Origin of the sequence: Nocardia sp. NPDC058633 (genome assembly GCF_042717045.1) — a bacterium.
Classification (GTDB): domain Bacteria; phylum Actinomycetota; class Actinomycetes; order Mycobacteriales; family Mycobacteriaceae; genus Nocardia.
On record NZ_JBHXRA010000005.1, the window covers coordinates 215163 to 240998 of the forward strand.

24 protein-coding genes are annotated in these 25836 nt (G+C 65.5%); 16 read left to right on the forward strand and 8 right to left on the reverse strand.

The annotated features are described in order from the left end of the window. Positions 1-8: 8 nt before the first annotated feature. From ACFWUR_RS08410 to ACFWUR_RS08440, 7 genes are all read right to left on the reverse strand, one after another. Complete coding sequence (locus ACFWUR_RS08410) at positions 9-6845, reverse strand: toxin glutamine deamidase domain-containing protein (RefSeq protein WP_378903914.1); 6837 nt, start codon at positions 6843-6845, stop codon at positions 9-11. Then, a complete protein-coding gene (locus ACFWUR_RS08415; protein ID WP_378903917.1) occupies positions 6846-7166 on the reverse strand; it encodes a WXG100 family type VII secretion target in 321 nt (106 codons plus the stop codon). It abuts the gene before it with no gap. Further along, entirely contained in the window at positions 7163-7669 is a 507-nt protein-coding gene (locus tag ACFWUR_RS08420) for a YbaB/EbfC family DNA-binding protein (protein ID WP_378903919.1), read from the reverse strand. Before ACFWUR_RS08420 ends, ACFWUR_RS08415 begins: the two co-directional genes overlap by 4 nt. Before the next feature lie 332 nt (positions 7670-8001). Then, positions 8002-9351 carry a SagB family peptide dehydrogenase gene (locus tag ACFWUR_RS08425; protein ID WP_378903922.1) on the reverse strand — a complete coding sequence of 450 codons (1350 nt, stop codon included), beginning with the start codon at positions 9349-9351 and terminating at the stop codon, positions 8002-8004. Positions 9352-9388: 37 nt separating this feature from the next. Continuing rightward, positions 9389-10366, reverse strand: coding sequence for an ABC transporter substrate-binding protein (locus ACFWUR_RS08430; RefSeq protein ID WP_378903925.1), 978 nt, complete (start codon positions 10364-10366; stop codon positions 9389-9391). A 105-nt stretch (positions 10367-10471) separates the two neighbouring features. Then, the gene (locus tag ACFWUR_RS08435; RefSeq protein ID WP_378903927.1) at positions 10472-12508 is read right to left on the reverse strand and encodes a M13 family metallopeptidase; all 2037 of its coding nucleotides are present in this window, start codon (positions 12506-12508) and stop codon (positions 10472-10474) included. A 110-nt stretch (positions 12509-12618) separates the two neighbouring features. Further along, positions 12619-13062, reverse strand: coding sequence for a hypothetical protein (locus tag ACFWUR_RS08440; RefSeq protein ID WP_378903930.1), 444 nt, complete (start codon positions 13060-13062; stop codon positions 12619-12621). A gap of 267 nt (positions 13063-13329) precedes the next feature. Here ACFWUR_RS08440 and rplN point away from each other — a divergent pair, with 267 nt between their 5' ends. The 6 genes from rplN to ACFWUR_RS08470 all read left to right on the forward strand — a co-directional run bounded on the left by rplN (position 13330) and on the right by ACFWUR_RS08470 (position 17328). Next, complete coding sequence (gene rplN, locus ACFWUR_RS08445) at positions 13330-13698, forward strand: 50S ribosomal protein L14 (RefSeq protein ID WP_056818394.1); 369 nt, start codon at positions 13330-13332, stop codon at positions 13696-13698. Positions 13699-13700: 2 nt separating this feature from the next. Next, positions 13701-14018 (forward strand): 50S ribosomal protein L24, encoded by a 318-nt coding sequence (gene rplX / locus ACFWUR_RS08450; RefSeq protein ID WP_056818391.1) that lies wholly within the window; start codon positions 13701-13703, stop codon positions 14016-14018. Between the two features lies 1 nt (position 14019). Next, positions 14020-14583, forward strand: coding sequence for a 50S ribosomal protein L5 (gene rplE / locus ACFWUR_RS08455; protein ID WP_056818389.1), 564 nt, complete (start codon positions 14020-14022; stop codon positions 14581-14583). 4 nt (positions 14584-14587) lie between these two features. Continuing rightward, positions 14588-14773, forward strand: a complete 186-nt coding sequence (locus ACFWUR_RS08460; protein ID WP_056818387.1) for a type Z 30S ribosomal protein S14 — start codon at positions 14588-14590, stop codon at positions 14771-14773. A gap of 225 nt (positions 14774-14998) precedes the next feature. Further along, positions 14999-15229 carry a hypothetical protein gene (locus tag ACFWUR_RS08465; RefSeq protein WP_378903933.1) on the forward strand — a complete coding sequence of 77 codons (231 nt, stop codon included), beginning with the start codon at positions 14999-15001 and terminating at the stop codon, positions 15227-15229. Between the two features lie 83 nt (positions 15230-15312). Continuing rightward, complete coding sequence (locus ACFWUR_RS08470) at positions 15313-17328, forward strand: cutinase family protein (protein WP_378903936.1); 2016 nt, start codon at positions 15313-15315, stop codon at positions 17326-17328. Between the two features lie 23 nt (positions 17329-17351). Here the strand turns inward: ACFWUR_RS08470 and ACFWUR_RS08475 are convergent, their stop codons facing one another. Continuing rightward, the gene (locus ACFWUR_RS08475) at positions 17352-18911 is read right to left on the reverse strand and encodes an alpha/beta fold hydrolase (RefSeq protein ID WP_378903939.1); all 1560 of its coding nucleotides are present in this window, start codon (positions 18909-18911) and stop codon (positions 17352-17354) included. Between the two features lie 465 nt (positions 18912-19376). Here ACFWUR_RS08475 and ACFWUR_RS08480 point away from each other — a divergent pair, with 465 nt between their 5' ends. The 10 genes from ACFWUR_RS08480 (at position 19377) to map (ending at position 25826) form a co-directional block, all read left to right on the forward strand. Beyond that, complete coding sequence (locus ACFWUR_RS08480) at positions 19377-20027, forward strand: YoaK family protein (protein WP_378903942.1); 651 nt, start codon at positions 19377-19379, stop codon at positions 20025-20027. A gap of 264 nt (positions 20028-20291) precedes the next feature. Next, positions 20292-20690 carry a 30S ribosomal protein S8 gene (rpsH, locus tag ACFWUR_RS08485; RefSeq protein ID WP_194825885.1) on the forward strand — a complete coding sequence of 133 codons (399 nt, stop codon included), beginning with the start codon at positions 20292-20294 and terminating at the stop codon, positions 20688-20690. A gap of 15 nt (positions 20691-20705) precedes the next feature. Further along, positions 20706-21245 (forward strand): 50S ribosomal protein L6, encoded by a 540-nt coding sequence (gene rplF / locus ACFWUR_RS08490; RefSeq protein ID WP_378903947.1) that lies wholly within the window; start codon positions 20706-20708, stop codon positions 21243-21245. 2 nt (positions 21246-21247) lie between these two features. Then, a complete protein-coding gene (gene rplR / locus ACFWUR_RS08495; protein WP_378903950.1) occupies positions 21248-21655 on the forward strand; it encodes a 50S ribosomal protein L18 in 408 nt (135 codons plus the stop codon). A gap of 31 nt (positions 21656-21686) precedes the next feature. Continuing rightward, complete coding sequence (gene rpsE / locus ACFWUR_RS08500; RefSeq protein ID WP_056818377.1) at positions 21687-22346, forward strand: 30S ribosomal protein S5; 660 nt, start codon at positions 21687-21689, stop codon at positions 22344-22346. Position 22347: 1 nt separating this feature from the next. Then, positions 22348-22527, forward strand: coding sequence for a 50S ribosomal protein L30 (rpmD, locus tag ACFWUR_RS08505; RefSeq protein WP_071931163.1), 180 nt, complete (start codon positions 22348-22350; stop codon positions 22525-22527). A gap of 2 nt (positions 22528-22529) precedes the next feature. Beyond that, the gene (gene rplO, locus ACFWUR_RS08510; protein WP_056818375.1) at positions 22530-22973 is read left to right on the forward strand and encodes a 50S ribosomal protein L15; all 444 of its coding nucleotides are present in this window, start codon (positions 22530-22532) and stop codon (positions 22971-22973) included. A gap of 164 nt (positions 22974-23137) precedes the next feature. Further along, complete coding sequence (gene secY / locus ACFWUR_RS08515; RefSeq protein WP_378903953.1) at positions 23138-24460, forward strand: preprotein translocase subunit SecY; 1323 nt, start codon at positions 23138-23140, stop codon at positions 24458-24460. Next, positions 24457-25002, forward strand: coding sequence for an adenylate kinase (locus ACFWUR_RS08520; protein ID WP_378903956.1), 546 nt, complete (start codon positions 24457-24459; stop codon positions 25000-25002). The genes secY and ACFWUR_RS08520 overlap by 4 nt, the downstream gene beginning before the upstream one ends. Before the next feature lie 26 nt (positions 25003-25028). Next, entirely contained in the window at positions 25029-25826 is a 798-nt protein-coding gene (gene map, locus ACFWUR_RS08525) for a type I methionyl aminopeptidase (protein ID WP_378903959.1), read from the forward strand. The last annotated feature ends 10 nt before the right edge of the window (positions 25827-25836 follow it).

Sequence of the window (25836 nt, forward strand, 5' to 3'; positions counted from 1 at the left end):
TTCTCCATTCATTGTGGAGGTGCCTCCAGTCGGACTTGCGAGGTGTCGATCCGGATGCCGAGAGCTCGAAGATGATTAATTGCTTGCAATGTGTGGCCACGCTCCGGTTGGTAATGGCCGCTGGAATCTGTCAACTGTTGCAGAATTCCGTCGACAACCACAAGTTCTCCTGCTGCGGCGACGGGCGCACCGGCGAGGAAGCTCGAGTGATGAAAAATTCCCGCGCTATGAAAGAGGGATGCATAAAGATTTCCATCTTGATCCATCGCAAAGACCGCCCGGCCGGACTGGCCCCATGTGGTGCGACCACGTCTGGTATCCAATAGCTCACCATTTGCGTCGTACAGTCGCCCATTTCGGACCTGGACACGAAATTGTTGTCTCCCGGTCTCGTCGAAATAGTCTACCCGCCCGGACCCGACGCCTCTCCATATATTGTTTCCCGGCAGATGCTCGCCGTCATATCGGTTTTGCATGTGTCGGGTTCGGAACGGCGGAGACAGACGGTAGGGAGTCGCTCCGAATTCGTTTGCGTCTCCTGATGGCGGTGCGATGTTGCTTGGGTCGGCCCGCTGGATAGCGGGTGCCGGCGGTTGTGCAGTCGGCTCGGCGACTGGTTGAGGGCTCGGTTCGGGGTTCCAGCGAGGCAGTCCGAGCAGTCGCCGCCAAAGGGGTGGGCGATTGTGCTCACGCCGTTGGTGATCAGGGTTGGGTACTCCCCACGACTGATGCCACTGTGGAGTTTGTGGGGTGAGATCAGTGCCGTTCGAGTCGGCGCGAGAGGCCGTGGTCCCCGCGGCAACGACCGCGTCGGGCAGCTGAGGTGCTGACGATTGAGGTGCACGGTGACTGGGTGGCCGCGCAGGTACCTGGCTTCGGTTGGTCGGTGTCGTCGAAGCATGCGGTGGCCGGGTCCGGCTCGGCGGTTCTGTTCGAGGAGAGTGTGGATCGACGGGCGCAGCAGTAGTCGGATGTGGACGGTTTGTGGTTGCGGCCGGTACGGCGGGAAGATCCAGGGATGAATTGGTTGTGACAGGACCGGCAGCTACTTGTGTGGACGGCGAGGTGGGTGTGGCGCGGTCGAGTTCGTTGCTGATCTGTTGGACATCGCTGGTCGATAGTTCGCTCGCAGTTGCCGGATCCAACCCGAGCTGTTCTCGTATCAACGTGGTGAGGGCGTCGAGGTCGGCGTCAGTCGGCGTGCTGTGCGGATTCGCCGGGTCGAGATCGAGGCTCATATCGGCGGCCGCGGGGTCGCTGACCGGGACGAGGTCGAACATCATCCAATCGCCGGATGGGAGCCGACTTCCTCGGTTGAAGCGGAGGTCGAGGGTGAACTGGGCACGTTCGATCAGCGCCTGGACGACTGCCGGATCGAGGCGGCCACCGCCGGATATGTGTAGGCCGATCCGGAGCATCGACACTGGCTGACTGAATGCGGTAGTGAATCTGCCCAGGGTGAAGCGACGGTTGCCACGTGAGTCAGTGACTGGCCGCACTTCTCCATCGGGCCGTTGGCGACGCAACTTGTCGCGAGCTGCGCGCGATTGATTGGCTTCGTGTATTTGCTGCGGTGTCGGTGACGTCTGCGGTGTCGGTCGAGGAGACTGCTCCGCGCTGGTATCGGTCGATGGCCGCACTGCTGGATTTGCCGATGGCGCGGTGGCGGTATTGCTGGATACCGGGTGCGCGGAGGGGGCAGACCGGCCTGCGGTAGGAGAGGATTGGGGCGAGGCGACGGGTTGGTGAACCGCGGTTTGTTGTGCGGGGGGCGCCGCCGTCAGTGGGCCCTGCTGTGCCGCAGTAGCACCTGTGCTGTCGGTAGCAGGCGGAACCGCGGCTGGACGCTGATGTGGCGCCGGATCCGGTGATAGGGCAGGGGCGCTCGACGGGGAAATCGGAAATTGATTGCTTGCACTGCTGTGACCACCGGATTGGCGCGGCGAGGGCTCGTTCAGGCTTGGAAGTTGCCCGCCTTGATCCAGACTCCGTCCTGACGGTGACGAGTCATCGCTGTGCCTGCTGTTCTCACGGCCATCGCGTCCTCCTTCCCGTCCGCGATCTTCACCGAGTAATCCGCCTTGTTGATCGTCAAGGACCGATTGAGATTGTGATCCGCCCCGCCGAACCGGTAGGTCACTTCCTGGTCGGTCTCCGACTCCAGCCGGAATACCAGATACATCGCCATAGACTGAACTCCATTCATCGATGCTCTCGCCGGTACGAGAGTGCTGCATTGCTTCCCAGTTGAAGCTCTGATTGGCGAACTGGTGAGCTTCCTGATACGGCGCTCCGGGATGGCTTTCATAATATTGCGCTTCGGCCAGCTCATGTTCCAGCAGGACGATATCGTCGAGGGTCGCCCGGCCGAGGGTCATCCGCATCCAGGCTTCGGCGATATCGGCGTACGCGTCGTATCGCCGATATTCGATCCCTATGTTATTACCGTTGTCGTCGATAACGCTCAGCGGATGCTCTTCTCTGAAGAGATGGTTCTTGATTCGCTCCAACTCAGCCCGGTCGAATCCCACGGAGCCATCGTGTCGTGGCACATCTGCGAGTGCTGCGACCATTCCGTCGATATCATTGTCAGTACTGCGTATGTGATCGTAAGCGTTGTTGGCCCAGGCATCCTGCGCCTCGGTGTCGTAGGCATTGCGAGGTCGTCTGGCGCCCCCTGCCTCGACATAAGGTGATCGCTCTGCGCGTGAAGTGGTATCTGAGGCCGGGGTGGGGCCAGCGGTCGGCGTCGAGGTAGGCGACGCAGCTGGGCTGTGATCGATCGGCGCAGACGACGGCGGCGTGGTGGTGGTCAAAGACTCAGTCGGGTTGCTGCCCGAGACGCTCGTTACCGTTCGATGGATTCCTCCATCGGCCAGGTTTCCGTTGTCCGGCTGAACATCTCTGTCTCCAAGTGCGTCGACGGGACTGAAGTCCAGCGCGACTACACCTCGAATGTCTCCGTTGTCGGCCACGCGCCGTTGCGCTGCTGACTCCACGCCGCCCTCGCGGCCACGATCGGTGCCAGTGGTGTGTGCGGGGTGGCTTCCAAGCTGGCCTTGTTGATTGTCAGATGCAGGTCTTCTGTCGTCGGCGGTGTGGTCGCTATCGACTCGACCGTCACCAGGTACTCGATCGTCTCCGGGTCTTGCCGGATCTGTTGGAGCGTCAGCCGATTCAGTGGGGGGTAGATCTGTTCGGCTTGGATCGGGGTCCCTGTTTCGATCGCTGCGTCGTACATTTCCCCGATCGTCTCCAACGACAGGCTCGACTGGGTGGTGACCACCCCCGTCGCCTTGTCGACCGCGTAGCTCGCCAGGCCTAGACCCATTCCCTCCGCGGTCTCCTCCGGGTTCAGAATCTCGCGGCAGATCCAGGCGTGGCGACTCTGGATGAAGCTGAATTCCCGAGCCGGGAAGACCCGAGCCAGATACTCCCGCAGTTGTTCCGCTGTTCGGAGTTGTGGTGGCTCCATTCGCTGCTCCCTGCTGGTCGACCGTCATGAAACTGAACGAGCTGGACTGAGACGTCAGGCTCGCCGGTGGTGTGTCGGAGAATGTCGCCTGCTGCGGATCCCACCAGACTGGTCCGGTGGCACCGATCGGATAGACGATAGTGGTTGCGTGCGAGCCGCCGCCCTGCCAGGCGTTGACGACCAGTGCCGATGAACCGGGCCCCATCTGGCTTATCCAGTCGTGGAGAGCCTGAAATTGTTGAGGGACGGATTGGCTGGGACTTGCGAATGTCTGCCATTGACCACCGAGCCATGTTTCGGCTCGCCCGAGGCCGTTCCGTTCTCCTCGTCGGCTGGGCGTTCCGTCGGGATCCAGATCGACCGTTCGGGGGGCGGAGACTTCTGGTCTGCCGTTGAACGATGCCAGTGCGGCAAGTGAAGCATCCAGGCAGTTGATGTTGCGGCCTGTGACATGTGGTCCGCCGTCGTTGATCAACCCCCCATAGGGATTCGTTCTCGGGTCGGCACCGACGATGAATCGATTTCCGTCGCGGAGAGCGTCTTCGACCGCGTGCTGGTGCGTGGGAATTTCGACGCCGCGCAGGTAGCCAGGGGCGAACACGCGCGTCCTCGGCATATCGGGGAGGGGTGACGGCGTGTTGGCTCGGGCGATGTCGTTGGTGATCGTGCGCAGGTCGTCGAGGCTCAGGGGGGTGTCCGGGGTGCTTCGCGGCAGCCCCATGTGTGCGCGGAGATCGTTGGCCAGATCGAATTGGTGTTGCTGGGTGTTCAGGCGTAGATCGGCTGCGCTCGGGTCGGTGGTGAACTCGAGGTCGACCACGAAGCGATCGCCGACGGACGGGGCGCGGCTGAGGAGATCCTGATCGTGGTTGAAAGCAGCATCAACCGCGGTCTGGGCATATTCGATCTCCAGGTTCAGTTCGGCTGGTGTCATCAGGTGTGTGTTCGGGATGTGGGCGCGGATCGTCGCTACCGAGACCCAGCGGTTGCCGACCTGGAAGCGGCGAACTCGGTACGAGGGGCGTGGTTGGGACGGGTTCTGGTTCGCGTCGACGGTGGTTGTGCGGCCGTCGTGCGGCGGTTGGTTACGCAGTGCATCGCGCAGCGGACGGGCGTCTGGGCTGTAACCGGGGTCGGGTAGCTGGTTTGTCGGCGTCGCCGACGGGGTGGGGGTTTGCGGTGTTGTCTGAGCGGGGTTGGTGATCGGGGTTGAATCCGGATGGCTGTCGGGGCTGGTTGCCGCAAGCGTTTCTGGCACCACTGACGGGGTTGTTGGCCTGGACGGGATCTGGCCGATCGGCGGCGCAGTCCGGGGGGCCGAGGTGACCGTCGGTGTCGGAGTCGCAGCGGAGGGTGGTGTGGGGGTTGACGTGGGTGTGTTCGATCTGGGCGATGATGGCGCCGGCGTTGGGATCGGGCTGATCGCGGGTGTCGGCGTGGACGTCGGTGTGGCAGTAGGCGGTGGGGTTGATGTGGGGGTTGATGTCGGCGTCGGGTTCGCGGTTTGGCTTGGGGGAGCGGTTGTGGTTGTGGCTGTGCCTGTTGATGCGTCCGAAGTGCTCGGGCGGGTGGTGTCGAAAGGCGTGTGGGCGGGGCTGTTCGTCTGGGTTGCTGGTTGAGGAGTGGTGGACGCGGCAGGAGTGGAGATCGGGGATTGCTGTGGAGTCGACTCCGGCGTCGTGGGCGCTGCTGGGGGTGTGGCATTTTCGGCAGCCGGCGGAGCCGGATGCTGCTGTGTTGGAAGTGAATTCGTCGGCAAGCTCTCGGCGGGGGAGCTCGACGGGTTGCCGACATCCTGGGAAGGGAGATTCAGCGATGATCCGGTGGGGCTCGGGGGATTGGTCGAGGATGTGTCGCTGGTGGGTGGGGTGGGGTTTTCGGCGGGCGCGTCGGCGTTCGGGTTCGTCTGGGTCGTGTCGCCGGTCGACGGAGTTTCGGTAGGGCTGTCGGGGCTGGCTGGCTCGGTGTCGCTGGACGAGCTCTCCGGGGCTGTGGGGCTGTTCGGAGTCGAAGGCGGTGCGGAATCGGTGGGCCCGTTTGCGTCGGTGTTCGAGGGCGCGGAGTCGTTGGTGGGCGACGTTCCGTTCGCGCCGTTGCTGTTCGGAGTCTCTGGGGAACTGTCTCCCGCAGTAGGGGCATCGGGCGTGTTGTTCTGGGGTGAAGGCGCCCCGTTACCGGCTGCGCCCTGGTCGCCTGCGGATGCCGCGGCGGTCGGAGAGTCGCTGCCGGTTCCGGCCGGCGTAGTGGGCGCGCTGTTCGACGGGTTGGCGCTGTCGGTACCGGCTGGAGTGGTGGGGGATGCGTCGTCGGTCGGGCTCGCAGTGTCGGTTCCGGCAGGAGCCGGATCGGCAGGTTCGGTCGGTGTGTCGGTCGCCGCGGGTGTTGTCGCACCGGGTGTTTGGGCGCCGAGTTCGGGAACTGTTGGGGCGGCGGCATTTCCACCGTTGCGGCCCGACTCCAGTGCGGTCTGGACACCCCCTGCTCCCGCGCTGGTGAACGTGTCGACACCGATATCGAGCTGGAATTCCCGGCCGAGGAACGCCGTTCCCACTCCGGCGGCAGCGACCTGGGCTGACAGGTCGGCACCGAGTTCGGTGACGGTGCCACCGACTACCTTGCCTGCGACTTTGCCCGCCGTCGAAGAAGCGACATCGCCGAGCGCGCCGGTCCCGCCGCCCAGCACACCGCCGACCGCACCGCCCACCGCACCGCCGAAGGTCGCCAACCCGAGGTCGGTCCAGCCGAAATTGTCGGCGGTGCGATCGCCGTTGGAGACCTGGATCATCCGGGCCGCGAGATCGACACCGCCTTCTTCCAGGGCTTCGAAAGCCGCGCCGCGCAACGCCAGTCGGGCTGCGGCCTTGGCGGCGCCGCGGGTGAGCATGCGGGCGATGAGTTGTCTGATCGCCATACGGATCGCGACTTGCGCGGCGACTCGTGCGGCCACACCGACGACCGCGCCGACGCCGGTCCACGACGTCACCGCCGCGACGGTGAGTTCGACCGCGGTCACGATCATCGTGCCGATGATCACGAGCTTGGTGTGCTCGATGTCGTTGGCGCCGTCGTCCAGGAGCTCGGCTTGCGTCTCACACCACTTGCGCACCGCGGCGAAAGTGGCCTGATCGCCGGACAAGAGCTTGTCGCGGAAGGTCGCGATCGAGGTGTGGGTTTCACCTTCGGAGATCGCGGCGAGGGCGATGTTCAGGGCTTTGGCGGCGTCGTCGTCGACAGTGTTGAGAGTGTTCGCCATGGCGGTCCAGCCGTCGGCGACTCGACGCATCGCTGTTTCATCGCCGTCCGGCCAATCACCTGCGCCGAGAATGTATTTCGCGACCCATTGCAGCTCATCGGGTATCTCGATGCCCATTTACAGCGAACCCGCTACTTGGTCGATCTCGCCGGCCCTGGTGGTGTCCTGGGCTTGGAAGGCGTTGGCGACGGTGACCATGTTCTCGCCGAGCTGGGTCATTGTGGTTGCCAAGCCGGTTACTGCCTTCTGGCCAGGATCGACACCGGGTGTGTAGTTCTGGGCGAACGCGGCGCCGATCTCGTCGCCGCCCCAGCATTCACCCTCGGCGGAGATGACCGCCGCCAACTGCTGGGCGGCGGTGGTGATCGTGGAAGCGACCGAGGCGAATGCGGGTTGGGTGTTGCGTAGGCCGTCGGGATCTACATCCAGCGTGCTCATCGCAGGTAGTTCCGATTGCGGAAGTAGTCGCCTTCTTCGTCGTCGGTGTCATCGACAAGGCTGGGGGCCGCCTCCACTACCGGCTCGGGCATGGGTGGCGGTGGTGGGGTCAGCTGGGCGATCAGGTCTTTCATGCTCGGAGCGCCGGGAACGAGATCGGACAGCTCCGGCATGGCCGCCGAGAGTGGGGCCAGTGCTTGTTCCTGGGTGTGCGCGGTTCGGCGCGCCAGCTCCGCGATCGCTTCGGTCACCGACCGGCTCAGCGACTCCGGCGTCGCCCGCTTGAACGCGTCCGCCACGATGTGAACCTCCGAAACGCCCGCGATGGTGCCCGACGCGCGGACCAGACCGTCCTCGGACCACACACTCACCAGCGCCACGGCCTGGGACTGCGCGTCCAGCAGGGCCGACTTCTCGGCGTTGAAGGTATCCAGCATCGAATCGATCTGCGCGCGCAACGCATCGTTGGACGCCCGCGTCGGCGCCGACCAGTCGTCGTTCATGAGACCCTCGATCTGTCAGGAAGCACGTCGATAGATTGGACGCGCGGGAGGCGCCGGAGGTTGCATGATGTGACGCACGTCTCCTGCCGGGCTGGGGATCTTCACGAAGCCGAATTGTTCGACCCGGTGGAAGGTGTGCACTCCCGAACCGCCTGCCGCGTACGTGCGCGGCGTATCACGAAGGTGCTCGCGGGAGGCCGGGTGCCAGGGTCCGCTGACCAAGCGACGCGGAAGGGCTCCCAGCGCTGAGGAGCCCTTCGATGTAGCGAGCGAGATCGACGCCTATGGCGCCACCGAAGCGGCGCGACTGGGCGAATTCACGGTTGCCTGTATCAGCGGGCAGGTGAGCCGACGATGATGCTGCCGACGTTGCACTCTTCGAGTTCGTCGAGGCCGGTGGCGGCGGCGAAAGCGGTTGTGTCGCTGAAGCCTTGGGCGACGACGCCGAGGTTCATGGCAGTGGCGGTGAGGTAGAAGGTCTGCATGAGGACGCCGACGTGTTTGAGGATGTTGGCGTAGGCGACCTGTTCGTAGCTCCACATGACGCGGCCCGCGCGGGCCGAAACCAGTAGCAGGACTTGCGGTTGTGCGCCGCCCGCCAGAGTCGCGGAGGTGGATTTCAGGAGCTTCTGGACGGCGGGGGACTCGGTGGGGGCTACCGGGCGGAGGGCGTGGTCGGCGGAATCGTAGTGGTACATGCCGTTTTCCAGGCCTGCGACGTTGCGCACCACGGGGTAGATCTCGAGTTCGTAGGCGCCGCCGCCGGAGGGGTAGGGGCGGGAGCCGTCGTCGCGGGTGCGGGCGGTGCGGAACAGCAACTCGCCCAATTGCACCGAGGTGATGGGGGCGGCGTCGTCGAAGGCGCGGGTGGAGACGCGGTCTTCGATGGTGGCGGCCAGGCTCGGGTCGGAGACGCGCAGCGACACCAGGTCGGGCTTCGCCAAGGCGACGGGCTGGCTGTCGAATGACGCACGGCGCAAAGGCAATTCGGGGAACTGGCCGTCGGCCCAGCGGGTGGGGCCGAAGTCGTCCCAGGTCACCGTGCGGGCGCCTAGGGTGCTGCGCCGGTGAAACCACAGGTCGGGGGTGTTCCAGGAGCGGGTGGTGAACTCGCGCTCCTCCTCGTCGCCGTCGACCAGGAAACCGCACCACTGCAGGTCCGCCATGAACTGGGTTTTCACGGCGGCGGGGACCGGGGAGTCGGCGGCGAGGGGGCCGTCGAGCAGGGCTAGCAGGCGGGGGTCGTGGATGCGCAGGTCGCACCACGTTCGCGGGTGTTCGAGGACGAAGCCCTGGTTGTCGCGGTGCAGGACAGCGAATTTCGACAGTGTCGCCGACCAGGTGGGCAAGGCGACCGCGGGGCGCGGAGCGGGGTCGGCGAAGGGGCGGATGCTGTAGAGGTCGCGGCCGCCGTCGCGCACCGTCACCGAGAGCCAGCCACCGTCGGTGAGCTTGCGCATTAGGGCGGTGATGTCGTCGCCCGCGGCCGCGGTGGCCATCTCCGCCGCGGTCGCCGGGCCCTGGTTCAGGGTTTTCAGCGCCTGCAGCGCCCCCGCGCCCAGACCGGTCAGCTTCTCGTTGCGCGGCGGGTTCAGCAGCACCGCGCCTGCGGGGGTCGTCAGGCAGGTGACGCCCGCGCGCAGTGCGAAGCGGGTCTGGGCGGGGTAAGCGGAGGCGAGCACGGCGAATCCTCGGGGTAGAACCGGTCTGGGGCAGAGCCTATTTCGCGGCGGCGGCGAACGCGGGCTCGAGCTTGTCCAGCATGTACGGCACCGACAGGGCAGTCGGCTGGTTGATCGCGCTGATCTCCTGCGTGGTCAGGAACACGACCGAACCCTTGCGCACCGACGGCAGGTCGGTGTAACCCGGCAGCTGCCGGTACTTCTCGTCGAGGCCAGGGGAGTAGCCGGCCAGCAGCAGGTCGGCGGTGAGCTCGTCGACCTTCTCCGGCGACAGCGCCAGGCGACCCTGGTTGGCGGGCAGGGCGGTGAGGTTGGCGGGGATGCCCATGCCGAGTGCGGTGAACACCTTGGCCGAACCGTCGTTGGGGTCGGTGAGCACCATCAGCTGCGCGGGGCTCGCGAGCCAGGTGCTGGCGAAGGTCTTGCCCTTCAGGCCGGGGTTGGCGGCGGCGATGGCGGCGACCTTGTCGTCGACCTTCTTGATCACCGCGCTCGCGTCGGACTCTTTGTGCAGCACCTTGCCCAGCGCGGTGACCTGGTCCTGCCAGGGGGTGACCGCGTCCTCGGTCAGCGCGGGCAGGGTCGGGGCGACCTTGGACAGATCGTCGTAGGTCTTCTGGTCGGCGATGAACGGGTCGGCCAGGATCAGGTCCGGCTCGAGCGCCGCGACCTGCTCGGCGATACTGCCGGTGGTATTGAGCGCGGTGGCCGACTTCAGCGACTCGGGCTCCCACGGCGGGGTGCTCTTGGACACGGCGGAGACATTGTCGATGTAGCCGACGGGCACCACGCCGAGCGCGAGGGAGCTGTCGAGCCACTGGTTGCCCAGGGCGACGATCTTCTTCGGCGTGCCGGGGACCGTGGTTTCGCCGCGGGCGTGGGTGATGGTCACCGTTTCGCCCGAGGCGGCCTCGTCCTCGGTGGAGCCGCAGGCGACGACACCGAAGGCGAGGGCACCGGCGAGCGCGGCCACCGCCGCGCGCCGCCAGCCGCGCGAAGTCCGAACAGTCGTCATGGGTGCACCCTCCGATAGAGCAAGTTCCAGCGTAAGTCAGCCTAGGCTAACCTACGTCACTTTTCGGCGGGAAGCTGTGCCCTAACAGCGTGACGCGCTGGGCCCTTACAGCGTGACGCGCTGGTCCGGTGCCATGAACAGCTTGTCGCCGTCCTTCACCTCGAAGGTCGTGTAGAACTCGCCGATATTGCGCACCACCTGGTTGCAGCGGAACTCGTTGGGGGAGTGGGTGTCCTGCAATTGCTGCAGGGTGGCCTCCTCGGTCTGCTTGTCACGCCACTGCCGCGCCCACGACAGGAACATCGACCGGAAGTCGGGCTGCTCGCCGGAGCGCTGGGCCACCTTCTGATAGGCGGCCAGCGCGATCTGCAGGCCACGCAGGTCGGCCAGGTTCTCGCCGACGGTCAGCGCGCCGTTCACGTGCTGGCCCTCGGGTGCGCCCTCGGGCACGAGCACGTCGTACTGGGCGATGATCTGCTGGGTCTTGGCGTCGAAAGCCGCCAGGTCCTCGGGCGTCCACCAGTCACGACGGTTGCCGTCGCCGTCGTACTTGGAGCCCTGATCGTCGAAGCCGTGACCGATCTCGTGGCCGATGGTCGAACCCACCGCGCCGTAGTTGACCGCGGCCTGAGCGTCCTTGTCGAAGAACGGGGGCTGCAGGTAGGCGGCGGGGAAGACGATCTGGTTGGTGGTCGGGCTGTAGTAGGCATTCACCGTCTGCGGCGACATGCCCCACTCCGACTTGTCCACCTCGGTGCCGAGCCGGGCGAACGCGCGCTTGGACTCGAAAGCGTTGATGGCCAGCAGGGATTCGATCAGCTTGCCGCGCGTGACCTGCACCGACGAGTAGTCGACCCACTTGTCGGGGTAGCCGATCTGGGCCACGATCTTGTCCAGCTTGGCGATCGAGGCGTCCCGCGTCGGCTGGGTCATCCAGGTTGAGTTGGCGAAGTTGTCGCGGTAGGCGGCGGTGAGATCGGCGACCATCTCCAGTGCGCGTTCCTTGGCCGCGGGCGGAAAGTGCTTGTCCACGTACAGCTTTCCCAGCGGTTCGCCGAGATTGTCGTCGACCACGCCCACCGCGGAGCGCCACATCTCCGGCTTCTCCTCGAGACCGCTGAGCACCCGGCCGACGAACTCGAAGCGCGCGTCGGCGATGGCCTTGGGCAGGAAGCGCGCGTAGGTGTTGGCCACGTGCAGCTTGAGGTAGTCGCGCCACTGGGCGATATCGACCTCGCCCCACAGCTGCGCGGCCGCGGTGACGAACGACGGCTGGCCGACCACCATCTTGTCGAACAGCGACTTGGGCCGGTCGGTCATCCCCGCCAGCCACGGATCCCAGTCGAACTGCGGGCCGAGCGCGGTCAGCTCCTGCCAGCTCATCAGGTTGTAGGTGGCGTCGGTATTGCGCAGGCGGACGCTGTCCCAGTGCCCGGCGGCGATGCGCTTTTCCAGGTCGATCGTCCGCTGCGCCACCCCGGCGGGGTCGGCCAGGCCGAGGCCGGCGGCCAGCTGCTCGAGATAGACCTGATAGCCCGCGAGCTGGGCGGCGAACTCGGGCTTTCGGTAATACTGCTCGCCCAGCGTGAGCCCGGACTGGCCGACGCTGGGGATATAGGCCTTGGAGTTCTTGCGGTCGATCCCGATGCCCATTCCGATCAGCCCGGCGATCGGCGCCTCGGCCATCACCTTCGCCAGCTCGGGTTTGCCCGGCGCCTTGTCGATCGCGGCGAACAGACCCTCCAGCGGCGTGATGCCGAGGCGTTCGAGCTCGTCGAGGTCAAGGCGGGCGTCGTAGAGATCCTTGATCTGCTGCGCCTCCGAGCCGTGCTCGGGATCGGAGATGCCTTCGATGATCGCGCGCAGCTGATCCAGCGTCCGGTCGTTGGCATCGGTGATCGCGCCGACCGAGGCCTTGTCGGGCGGGAGCTGGTATTCGCCCAGCCAGGTGCCGTTGACATGGCGGTACAGGTCGTCCTGCGGGCGGATGGCCGGGTCGCCGCCGCCCAGGTCGACGCCGGTGAGCTGCACTTCGGTGGGTTCGGACGAGCACGACGCCAGCGCGGCGGCCACGGGCACCAGTCCCATGGCGATCAGGAATGCGCGGCGGTCGACCACCGATGGACGACCGGACGATGTCACGGGACTTCCTTCCCCGATGCGGCAGCCGCACCCTGCTTGTTTGCGATCCAGGTTATTGCGATCCAGCTCGCACAGGCTACCGGCGCGACGCCGTCTCGGGGCAGTGGTGGCTAGGAAGACAGGCTGGAGCTGCCCGTCGCCAGGTCGCAGGCAAGGCCGCTGCCCGCGTTCAGGATTCGCATGACCGTCGGCACGCGCTTGGTCACCAGCGGGGCGCCGGTGGCGTGCAGCAGCAGCGACAGCTGGACTTCGACCTCGGTCTCGACGTGGTAGTACGCCGTGGCCTTGGCGACAGTGACCCCCGCGACGTTCACCTCGAGGTCGACGGTGTCGCTGGCGAAGAACTTGCCGTTGGCGAGGAAGTCGACCTGCGCGCCGACATAGTCGTCGAGGCCGACGACGTCGATCTTGGCGGTGCAACCGACGGTCAGCGTGTCGGTGAGCATGTCGATGATGGGGCCCGCGGTGGCGTGTGGGGCCACCATGGTGACGACGGCGGCGAACGCGCTCGCCGTGGTCGCGAGACGGCGCTTCATCGGCAGGGTGATGTTCATGGCGGGACCGTAGCAACGGCCGCCGCCCGCGGAAGGCAATTTGAAACATCTTCACTTCAAAGTGACCGGTTGCCCCCGATTCGGTTCGCGCCGGCGGTTCACCTACACTAGAACGGTTGCCTGCGGGAGCTATGCCCTCGCAATCCGGCAGTGAACCCCCAGTGGAAGGTATTTCCGCTGGCAGGCGCGCGTCCGGAGGGTGACTGACCATGTGCGTCGGGTCGGCAATCCGGCGTACGTATACATCCAGGTCCAGGAGGTGCTGAAGTGATTCAGCAGGAGTCGCGACTGCGCGTCGCCGACAACACCGGGGCGAAGGAAATCCTTTGCATCCGCGTGCTCGGTGGCTCGTCGCGTCGCTATGCCGGTATCGGTGACATCATTGTCGCCACCGTGAAGGACGCCATCCCCGGCGCCAACGTGAAGAAGGGCGACGTCGTCAAGGCTGTCGTCGTTCGCACGACCAAGGAGCGTCGTCGTCCGGACGGTTCCTACATCAAGTTCGACGAGAACGCTGCCGTGCTGATCAAGCCGGACAACGATCCTCGTGGCACCCGCATCTTCGGCCCGGTCGGCCGCGAGCTGCGTGACAAGCGCTTCATGAAGATCGTTTCGCTGGCCCCGGAGGTGCTCTGACTATGAAGGTGCACAAGGGTGACACCGTGCTCGTCATTTCGGGCAAGGACAAGGGCGCCAAGGGCAAGGTCATTCAGGCTTTCCCGGCGACCGGCAAGGTTCTCGTCGAAGGCGTGAACCGCATCAAGAAGCACGTCGCGGATTCCGCGAACCAGCGTGGCGCGTCCTCGGGTGGCATCGTCACCCAGGAAGCTCCCATCCAGGTTTCCAACGTGATGGTCGTCGACTCCGACGGTAACCCGACTCGCGTCGGCTACCGCACCGACGAAGAGTCCGGCAAGCGCGTCCGGATCTCCCGTAAAAACGGGAAGGACATCTGACATGACCACCTCTGAGCAGACTCAGCCCCGGCTGAAGGCGCGCTACCGCGCCGAGATCAAGGACGCGCTGAACGGCGAGTTCGAATACGCCAATGTGATGCAGATCCCTGGCGTCGTCAAGGTCGTCGTGAACATGGGTGTCGGCGACGCCGCCCGTGACGCGAAGCTGATCAACGGTGCCGTCAAGGACCTCGAGCTGATCACCGGCCAGAAGCCCGAAATCCGTAAGGCCACCAAGTCGATCGCGCAGTTCAAGCTGCGTGAGGGCATGCCGATCGGCGCGAAGGTCACTCTTCGTGGCGACCGTATGTGGGAGTTCCTGGACCGTCTCGTGTCCATCGCGCTGCCCCGTATCCGCGACTTCCGCGGCCTGTCGCCGAAGCAGTTCGACGGCAACGGCAACTACACGTTCGGCCTCAGCGAGCAGTCGATGTTCCACGAGATCGACGTGGATTCCATCGACCGCCCGCGCGGTATGGACATCACCGTGGTCACCACCGCGACCAACAACGAAGAAGGCCGCGCGCTGCTGAAGCACCTCGGCTTCCCGTTCAAGGAGAACTGAGCACATGGCTAAGAAAGCACTGCGCATCAAGGCGGAGGCCAAGCCTAAGTTCGCCGTCCGCGCCTACACCCGCTGCCAGCGTTGCGGTCGCCCGCACGCGGTCTACCGCAAGTTCGGCCTGTGCCGTATCTGCGTCCGCGAAATGGCGCACCGCGGTGAGCTCCCGGGCGTGCACAAGAGCTCCTGGTGAGCTCGCGCTCCCTGTGAGCGCACCCGCCTAGGCGAATATCGAACAAAGGCACGGACTTCCGAGTGAAGTCCGTGCCTTTGCGCGTTTCGACGGCGCAGGTGATGGTGCGAAACCTCGGGTGAGGTCGGCGGGTTTTCGCTACGTGAAGTTGTGCGCTGTCACGAGTATCGGATGAAATGTTTGCATTTCACTACACGGATCCGCGCGGTGGTGTTCGCTGAGCGCATGAAGAAGCTCGTCACAGTCGCAGCCATGTCCTGCGTGATCATCGGGGCGCCCGCTGTCGCCTCCGCCGCTCCTGTTCAGACCGCGCCGATCGCGGAGTCCGGCTCCTCGCAGGGCGGCTCCGGCTCCTCGGACACGGCGCTGATCTGCTCGCCGATCGCGCAACTGTTGTTCGCCACCGGAAGCGTCGAGAAGCCCCCGCTCTACGATCTGCTCTGCCTTCTGGCCTAGTTTTCGAGGTAGCGGCTGGGGGGGTATCGCGGGAGGAGGCGGTCGGGCTGCGGACAAGAAGTGAAATGGTATTGTTTCAATTCGTGGTCTACCGCCGTATGACGATCTTCGCCGACCGCGATCGCCCTTCCAGCGCGCACCGATCCGTGCTCCGACCGGCCACCGAGGCGCTCGCGCTTGTCATGGTCGTGCTGTGCGCGGCGATGTGCGCGCAAGCCGGGCGGGCCTCGGCGCAGGAGCCGACCCGGTGCGCGCCGTTCACCGCGTTGATGGCCCCGGGTACCTGGGAAACGACCGCGACCGCCGATCCCGACACGGCGATCGGGATGCTCGCGCCCATCGGCAACGGTCTGGAGGCCGAGCTGGGCGACGACATCGACGTGCGATACGTGCCCTACGCCGCATCGGCATTCGATCAGGGGCTGACCTACAGCCAGTCCAAGGACACGCTGCTCACCGCGCTGCGCGAGATGTTGAGCGGGCTGTGTGCCTCGACGAAGGTCATGATCGCCGGGTACAGCCAGGGCGCCGACGGAGCAGGCGACATCGCGGCCGACATCGGCAACGGCCGTGGCCCGATCGCCGCGCAGCGGGTGATCGGGGTTGGCCTGTTGGCCGATCCCAAACGCGATCCGAGCACCACCACAGCGCTGGGTCCGCACGCGCCGGGGCGCGGTCTCGCCGGCATCCGGCCCGGTGGCTTCGGACAGCTGTCCTCGGTGGTGCGGACGATCTGCCTGGACGGCGACCTGTACTGCTCGATTCGCGAAGGGGCGCAACCATTCCTGGCCGCCATCGGCCAGATCTTCTCCGGCAACGCCGACCTGCCCGCGTATGCCGGAGAGCTCTCCCGGTCGTTGGTCTCCGGGTTGTCCAGCGGGGCGCTCGCCGGGGTGAACCCGACGATCTCCGCGCTCACCGACAGCGCCGAGTCGTTGTCGGGGGAATCGGCGTCGAGCGCTGTCAGCGCTACCGCCGAGGCCGCCGAGATCGGCGACGAGGCGAACTCGCTCGTCAGTGTTCTGCACCCGCTGCGGGAACTGCTCGCCTTCGTGCAGAAGTTTCCGGCCGCCCGCGACAAGCTGCGGGCAGCCGCGGCGGGCTCGCCGGAGTCGGCGGCGCTGGCGATCCTCGACGTGCTCGAACAGATGGACATCGAGGCGGCTCTCGCCGCGGCCACTGAATTGATCGCTACCGCGAAGCGATTCGTCGACGGCGGCCTAGAAGGTGCGGTGGACACCGTGGTCGCCGAACTCCGGGACGCGCTGGCGCCGCTGGCCCATCAGCTCGCCGCGAAGATCGCGCCGCTGCTCGGGCTCGACGAGGCCACCCTCTCGGCCGGAACGCAGATCCTGAAACTGCTCCAGCCGAACGTGATCATCGACCAGATCACCAACATCGGCACCGGCGTGATGCAGCTCGCCGCCGCCATGCCCCGCATCATGGACTGTTTCACCCAGCTACCCGACGCGATCACGGCCGGCGACATCCGCTCGGCGCACAGGCTCAGCGGTGAGCTCAACAACCTGTTCGCCCCGGCGATCAGAATGGCCGCCCGAGCCGACTTCGCCCTGGTGTCCGACATTCTCGGCGCCGCGGCGATCCTCGACCCCAGCGGTCTGACGATGGCGGTAGCGCTGGTCGCCGAGCTGTTGTCCCGGCTCGACATGATCAGGATCGCCAACGACATCGGTCTGATCCAGGAGGTGGGTTGGCGCGCTCTCGAATTGCTGAACGACGGCGACCACGCGGGGGCGAATGCCGAACTGGCGGGCCTGGCTCCGATCGGTCTCGACCTCGCCGGGGCGGCGGCCGGGTTGTTCACCGATGTGCCGAAAACCGATCCCTCGCTGCTCGGCGTGCCGAACCAGGTCGATACCCGACGCGCCGCGCTCGTCGACGCGCTCGAGTCCGGTGACGTTCGCGCGGTCGTCGAGGCCGTTGTCGCCCTGGTGGATTCCACGCAACTCGACGAGCTCGTCGACCTCGTCGGGCAGGGCGTGGACGTGGCGACCTTCTACGCCTCGGGGGTTCACATGCACTACGGCCCCGGCGCCGAACACCTGCGGGACTTCCTGAGCGAGCGAACCTCACAGTGAGTCAGGCGATCTCCCGTCGATGATCAGGAGAACGGCGACTGATCGATCCCGCAACTGATGCCGTCGGGTGGGAGTTGGGCGGTGAACAGATAGTCGCGTTTGAGGTGCTCGGCACAGGTGCTGCGCACGTACATGGAGCTGTGTCCGGCGCCTTCGATGACGACGACCTGGGCCCGGTGCAGCTGGGCCGCACCGGCTTTGGCGCCGTGTAGGGGAGTGGCCGGGTCGTATCTGCTGTTGAGGACGAGGATCGGCGCGGCGGTTTCGCGATTCCACGGGCCGGTGTAGCGGTCACGGTCCTCGGCCTGCCAGAAGGCGCAGGGGGTGGCGTTGAACACCGCGATTCGGCCGAAGTAGCGCGACCCGACGTCTTCGGCGGCGGCCACTCGGCTGTACACGGCGGGGTCCGTGGGGACGGTGCTGTCGGAGCATTGGATGGTGTAGAAGGCCTCGACGCGGTTGGCCGGGTGGTTCTCGGCGAAGAGGGAGTCGGGGACGCGGCTGGGCAGGACGGTGGCCGCGTCGAACAGTTTCTGCAGGAGAATCGCCAGGTCGGGATAGGTCTCGGGACGGGAGAGGCTGCCCGCGGCGCTCACCACCCGGGAAAAGGTCCACGGGGTGCCGTCGACCGTGATCGGCGCGAGGCGGGCCCGTTCGGCCAGCGCGATCCACTTGAGTTTCGGGTCGCCCTCGGCGAACGCGCAGCGCGGACCGGCGGCGGAGCATTCGCGAAGGAAGGTGTCGAACGTTTCGGCGATGCCGACGGCAACGCCCTGGCGAGTGTCGAGGGGCAGGTTCGCGCCGTCGGTGCCGTGGCCGTTGACATTGCCCTCGAAGTCGAGCGAACCGTCGAACGCCATCGCGCGGACCCGGCCGGGGAACATGTTGGCGTAGACCGCCCCGACCTGGGTGCCATAGGAAATGCCGTGGTAGGTCAACGCCTCATCACCGACCGCACGGCGCAGCAGGTCCATATCGCGGGCGGTGTTCGCGGTGGAGGCGTGGTGCAGGATCGGGCCCGCGTTCGCGGCGCAGCGAGCGGCGATATCGGCCGAGGCGGCGAAGAACGCGGGTTCCTCACCCGGGTCGGTGGGGGTGCCGGGGAAGGAACCGAGGTAGGCGGCCTGCTCGTCGGGGCCGGAGAAACACTGTGTGCCCGCGCTGCGCGAGACCGAGCGCGGATCCCAGGAGACGAGATCGAACCGGGCGCGCAGTTCGTCGGAGAACAACCACGGCCAGTGGGCTCGTTCGCGGAGTCGGTCCACGCCGGACGGGCCAGGCCCGCCGAAGTTGACGAACAACGTTCCGATGCGCCGTGCGGGATCGGCGGCGGGCAACCTGATGACAGCCAGGTCGATCTGCGCGCCGTGCGGGCTGTTGTAGTCGAGCGGTACCCGCGCCGACGCGCACTCGAATCCGTCCGCGCACCCCTGCCACCCCAGCGTCGGGGTGGCGGCCGCGTCGGCGAGCTGGTCGGCAGCGGGATCGGCCCCAGCGCGCGCTGGCGCGACGAGCGCGCCGATCCCGAGCAGTACGGCCAGCAGATAAGCCGAGCCCCGGCGGCGTGCACACTGGGAAGACAACGGCCGAGCCTCCTGCGCAGATCCGACGAACCCCGCGAAGTTACCACACTCGTGAGCGGTGCTCACGAACGCAAAGCTGTTGGTATCGAACACAATTCGAGCTACGAGTCGGGATTTTTCACTATTCGCGCGACATCGCCGCAGGTCGTGGGAGGTATTCGCGCGGGCAGTAGGTCCGGCGGTGTCGAAATCTGTTTCGAATTTCTCGGTTAACGCAGCATTGCCGGCACCTCATAATCCTGTGTCTTTCCCGAGAATGTGATCTCCACGCTGGTCGGAAATTTATTGCCTGGCTACTGTCGGGATCGATGCGCAACAATGCAGCGTGCAGATCGGGAGTCAATGTCGATCCCTTGCTACAGCTGATGCAGAGGATGTGAGATTGTGACCCCGAGTACAGAAAACAAGCTGCGTGACGTAGCCCACCGGGCGCCGCTACGCGGGATTCCCGCAGGTGCGATGCCGATGGTCGCATTTCTTTCCATTTTGGCCGGATTTATCGGTGCCGCCGCATATACGCACTCCGCCGGATATTTCGTTACATTTATGACCGGTAATACCGAGCGCGCCGTTCTCGGCTGGTTCGACAATGATCGGCTACTTGCCACCGGGGCAATTACGCTGCTTTTCTCGTTCGGGCTCGGTGTGTTCGTCGCTTCGATGCTGCGGCGGCGGCTGTGGCGCAGCGGTCACTACGGCGCGTGCGTGGTGACCACCGTGGCGCTCGCCGTGGCCGCCGTGGTCGACTACGCCCTCGACCGCACCGGCGATCGGGAGGTGGGGTTCATCCCGATCGCCTTCGTCGCCTTCGCGGTGGGCGCGCTCAACACCGCGTTCGTCAAGAACGGCGAAACCAGCGTGCCGCTCAGTTATGCCACCGGAACGGTCGTGAAACTGAGCCAGGGCATCGAAAGCCATGTCAGCGGGGGTAGTTCGCGCGATTGGCTCGGCTACGGCCTGCAATACGCGGCTTTCGCCGTCGGTGCGCTGCTCGGTGGCTTGATGAGTACCGTGGTGGGCGGTGAGATGATGTTGATCGTCGCCGCCGGCGTCTCGGCCTCGGCGATCCTGATCACCTACATGACGGGCGCGAAGGCCGATCACACCGCCGCGTGACCGAGATCGCCCTGGTTCGTCGGCCCCCGGGTTTGGTCCTGACCACGCGATTGCCTACACTAGAGCGGTTGCCTGGGCAGATCTGTGTCCGCTGCGCGCTTCGGCGTGGGTGGACCCCCAGGCGCCGAGAGCTCGCAAGAGAACTCATCCGGTCGGTAAGTGCCGACCGGACCAGCCGAATTGTTGTAGGCCCACGGTCACCTGCGTGAAAGCGCCGGAGATGTTGCATGGGAACCGCAGCGAGAAAGGTGTCGAGGTCTAACCATGACCATGACTGATCCGATCGCAGACTTCTTGACGCGTCTGCGCAACGCCAACTCGGCGTACCACGATCAGGTGAAGGCGCCCCACTCGAAGATCAAGGTGAACATCGCCGAGATCCTCAAGCGTGAGGGCTACATCGCCGATTACCGCACCGAAGACGCGACCGTTGGCAAGGCCATCGTCGTCGATCTGAAGTACGGCCCCAGCCGTGAGCGCAGCCTGCAGGGCCTGCGTCGCGTCTCGAAGCCGGGTCTGCGTGTGTACGCGAAGTCCACCAACCTGCCCAAGGTCCTCGGCGGCCTCGGCGTGGCGATCATTTCCACGTCGACCGGTCTGCTCACCGACCGTCAGGCATCCAAGCAGGGCGTCGGGGGCGAAGTCCTCGCCTACGTCTGGTAAGGGAGGTCAGGACTAATGTCGCGTATTGGTAAGAAGCCCATCGAGATTCCGGCCGGCGTCGACGTCAACATCGACGGCCAGGTTGTCACGGTCAAGGGGCCCAAGGGCACCCTGTCGCACACCGTGGCCGAGCCCATCATCGTCACCAAGGGTGAAGGTAATGAGCTCGAGGTTGCTCGTCCCAACGACGAGCGCGCGAACCGTTCGCTGCACGGCCTTTCCCGCACCCTGATCGCCAACATGATCGAGGGTGTCACCAAGGGCTACGAGAAGAAGATGGAAATCTTCGGCGTCGGTTACCGCGTTCAGGCCAAGGGCTCGAACCTCGAGTTCGCCCTCGGTTACAGCCACCCGGTGCCGATCACGGCCCCGGCAGGCATCACCTTCGCGGTGGAATCGCCCACCAAGTTCTCGGTGTCCGGCATCGACAAGCAGGCGGTCGGTCAGATCTCCGCTGTCATCCACGGACTGCGTAAGCCCGACCCGTACAAGGGCAAGGGCATCCGCTACGCCGGCGAGGTCGTTCGCCGCAAGGTCGGAAAGACGGGTAAGTGATCATGGCGCAAACTGCTAACCAGAAGGCCAAGCGGATTCCGCTGGGCAAGGACGCTTCCACGAAGCGTCGCCTGTCGAAGACCCGCCGTCACTTCCGTCTTCGCAAGAAGGTCGAAGGCACCACCGTGCGTCCGCGCCTGGTGGTCAACCGCTCCGCGCGCCACCTGCACGCTCAGCTGATCGACGATTCGGTGGGCCGCACCATTGCCGCCGCGTCTTCGATCGAGGCCGACGTGCGTGCGCTCGAAGGTGACAAGTCCGCCAAGGGCGCGAAGGTCGGTCAGCTGATCGCCGAGCGTGCCAAGGCTGCCGGTATCGAGGCGGTCGTGTTCGACCGTGGTGGTCACGACTACCACGGCCGTATCGCGGCGCTGGCCGATGCCGCTCGTGAAGGTGGGCTGAAGTTCTGATGACTGAATTTGCGAACGAAGGGAACGTCTGATGCCGGGACGTCAGCGGCGCGATGGCGGCGGCGGACCCGCCGGACCGAACAGCAACAACAACAGCAACGCCGGTGGCCCCGAGGGCAACCGTCGTGGTGGTGGCGATCGTCGCGGTGGTAACGACCGTGGCGGTAACGCGGCCGAGAAGAACCAGCTCGAGCGTGTCGTCGCGATCAACCGTGTCTCCAAGGTCGTGAAGGGTGGTCGTCGCTTCAGCTTCACCGCCCTCGTGATCGTCGGTGACGGCAACGGTCTGGTCGGCGTCGGCTACGGCAAGGCCAAGGAAGTTCCCGCGGCCATCCAGAAGGGTGTCGAGGAGGCTCGCAAGAGTTTCTTCCGCGTCCCGATGATCGGCTCGACCATCGTCCACCCGGTTCAGGGTGAGGCGGCGGCCGGTGTGGTCATGCTGCGTCCGGCTTCGCCCGGTACCGGTGTGATCGCCGGTGGTGCGTGCCGTGCCGTGCTCGAATGTGCCGGTATCCACGACATTCTGTCGAAGTCGCTCGGTAGCGACAATGCGATCAACGTCGTTCACGCGACGGTTGCCGCGCTCAAGATGCTCCAGCGTCCCGAAGAGGTTGCCGCGCGTCGCGGTCTGCCGATCGAGGATGTCGCTCCGGCGGGCATGCTGCGTGCGCGTGCAGGACAGGGAGCCTGACATGGCTGATCTCAAGGTAACTCAGATCAAGAGCACGATCGGCGCCAAGGCGAACCAGCGCGACAGCCTGCGGACCCTCGGCCTGCGGAAGATCCGCCAGTCGGTGGTTCGTGAGGACAACGCTCAGAACCGCGGTCTGATCAATGTCGTGCGCCACCTCGTAACAGTTGAGGAGGTCTAGACATGACCATCAAATTGCACCACCTGCGTCCCGCCCCTGGCTCCAAGACCGAAAAGACCCGTGTGGGTCGCGGTGAGGGTTCCAAGGGTAAGACCGCCGGTCGCGGTACCAAGGGCACCAAGGCACGCAAGAACGTCCCCGCGGCGTTCGAGGGTGGCCAGATGCCGCTGCACATGCGTCTGCCGAAGCTTCGCGGCTTCACCAACCGCTTCCGGGTCGAGTACCAGGTCGTCAACGTTGGCCGCATCGCCGAGCTGTTCCCGCAGGGCGGCACCATCGGTAAGGCCGAACTCGTCGAGGCGGGCGCCGTTCGCAAGAACGAGCTCGTCAAGGTTCTCGGCGACGGCGAGATCGGTGTCGCCATCCAGGTGACCGCCGACAAGGTGACCGGCTCCGCCAAGGAGAAGATCACCGCAGCCGGTGGCACTGTCACCGAACTGGCCTGACGGTACTGTAGTCAGCAGCTGACACCGGACGAGTCGCGAGCTCGTCCGGTGTCACTGTTAGAGTTCAAGTGTTGTCTGCCAAAGCTCGTCATCGGCTGACGATTCCACATGCTGTCCAGTGGTTCAGTCGCATGGCATGACCATGTCGTTCGCCAGGAGGATTTGTGCTTTCCGCCTTCGTATCGGCCTTCCGGACTCCGGACTTACGGCGGAAGATTCTCTTCACGCTGGGGTTGATCGCGCTGTACCGGTTGGGTGCCGCGCTGCCGTCCCCCGGCGTCGACTACCGCGCGGTCCAAGACTGCGTCAAGCTGGTCTCCGGTGGTGAATCCGCCGGTATCTACCAGCTCATCAACCTTTTCTCCGGTGGCGCGCTGTTGCAGCTGTCGGTGTTCGCGATCGGCATCATGCCGTACATCACCGCGAGCATCATCATCCAGCTGCTGACCGTCGTCATCCCGCGGTTCGAGGAACTGCGCAAGGAAGGCCAATCCGGCCAGACCAAGATGACGCAGTACACCAGGTACCTGTCGGTCGCGTTGGCGATCCTGCAGGCCACCGGTCTCGTCGCGCTCGCCGCGCGCGGTCAGCTACTGCAAGGCTGCCAGCAGGACATTCTCGCCGACACCAGCATCTTCGGCATGGTCATCATCGTGCTGGTGATGACCGCCGGTGCCGCGCTGGTCATGTGGTTCGGCGAGCAGATCACCGAGCGCGGTGTCGGTAACGGCATGTCGCTGCTCATCTTCGCCGGTATCGCGGCGCGAATCCCGATCGACGGCAAGAACATCCTGGATACCCGGGGTGGGCTGGTCTTCGGCCTGGTGTGTGCCGCCGTGCTGGCGATCATCGTGGCCGTGATCTTCGTCGAGCAGGGTCAGCGCCGGATTCCGGTGCAGTACGCCAAGCGCGTCGTCGGTCGCAAGATGTACGGCGGTTCATCGACGTACCTGCCGTTGAAGGTCAACCAGGCCGGTGTCATCCCGGTGATCTTCGCGTCCTCGCTGCTCTACCTGCCGAACCTGATCGCGCAGCTGACCGGCTCCAGCACGGCGACGGAGCCGAGCTGGTGGCAGGAGATCATCCAGAAATACCTGGTGAACCCGTCCAACCCGGTCTACATCGCGATCTACTTCGGGTTGATCGTGTTCTTCACCTACTTCTACGTCGCGATCACCTTCAACCCGGAGGAACGCGCGGACGAGATGAAGAAGTTCGGTGGCTTCATCCCGGGCTACCGGCCCGGTAAGCCGACCGCCGACTATCTGAACTTCGTCCTGAGCCGCATCACCCTGCCTGGCTCGATCTACCTCGGTCTGGTCGCAGTGCTCCCGAACCTGTTCCTCGACATGGGCAATTCGGGTGCGGTCGCGAGCCTTCCGTTCGGCGGTACCGCGGTGCTCATCATGGTCAGCGTGGGTCTCGACACGGTCAAGCAGATCGAGAGCCAGCTGATGAATCGAAATTACGAAGGGTTCCTCAAGTGAGAGTTGTTCTGCTCGGTCCGCCGGGTGCCGGCAAAGGTACTCAGGCCGTCCTGCTGTCAGAGAAGCTGGGCGTTCCGCACATCTCCACCGGAGACCTCTTCCGCGCGAACATCAGCCAGCAGACCGCCCTCGGTCGTGAGGCACAGAAGTACATGGATGCGGGCGACCTGGTTCCCAGCGACGTCACCAACCGCATGGTCGAGGCCCGCGTCGGCGAGCCCGACGCCTCGAACGGATTCGTGCTCGACGGTTACCCGCGCACGGTCGATCAGGCCGACGCGCTGAAGAAGATCCTCGAGCACAACGGCTCCACACTCGACGCCGTGCTGTGCTTCGTGGTCGCCGAGGACACCGTGGTCGAGCGCATGCTCTCCCGTGGGCGCGCCGACGACACCGAGGACGTCATTCGCAACCGGCTGCGGGTCTACCGTGAGGAGACCGAGCCGCTGCTCGCGTACTACGACGGTCTGGTCGTGACCGTCGACGGCATCGGCGAGGTCGATGAGGTCAACGCTCGGGCGCTCGCGGCGCTCGGTCAGTAATCACCGGATCGGAGTACTGAGGCCGGATGGTCTTCAACCGTAAGAAGAAGGTCGTGCCGTTCCGTTCGGCGGGCGAGTTGGATGCCATGCAGGCCGCCGGCGCGATCGTCGGGCGGACGCTGGTCGCCGTTCGCGCGGCGGCCAAGCCCGGCGTTTCGACGCTGGAGCTCGACGAGGTCGCCGAGGCGACGATCCGTGACGCGGGCGCTGTCCCGTCGTTCAAGGGTTATCACGGCTTCCCCGGCTCGATCTGCTCTTCGGTCAACGACCGTGTGGTGCACGGGATCCCCTCGGCCGACGACATTCTCACCGAGGGCGATCTCGTCTCCATCGACTGCGGTGCCATCCTCGACGGGTGGCACGGCGATTCGGCGTGGACCTTCGGCATCGGCAACATCATCGAGGCCGATCAGCTGTTGAGCGAGGCGACCAGGCTCTCGATGGAGACCGGCATCGCGGCGATGCTGCCGGGCAACCGGCTCACCGATGTCTCACACGCCATCGAGCTCGGCACTCGTGCGGCCGAGCAGGCACACGGTCGTCAGTACGGCATCGTCGACGGTTACGGTGGCCACGCCATCGGTCGCGAGATGCACATGGATCCGTTCCTGCCCAACGAGGGCGCGCCCGGTAAGGGCCCGCGCCTGGTGGTCGGGTCGGTGCTGGCGATCGAGCCCATGCTGACGCTCGGCACCACCGACACCAAGACTCTCGATGACGACTGGACCGTGGTCACCACCGACGGGTCGCGGGCGGCACATTGGGAGCACAGCGTCGCTGTCACCGAAGACGGTCCGCGCATCCTCACTCTGCGCCCGGAGTAGTTCCCCGACT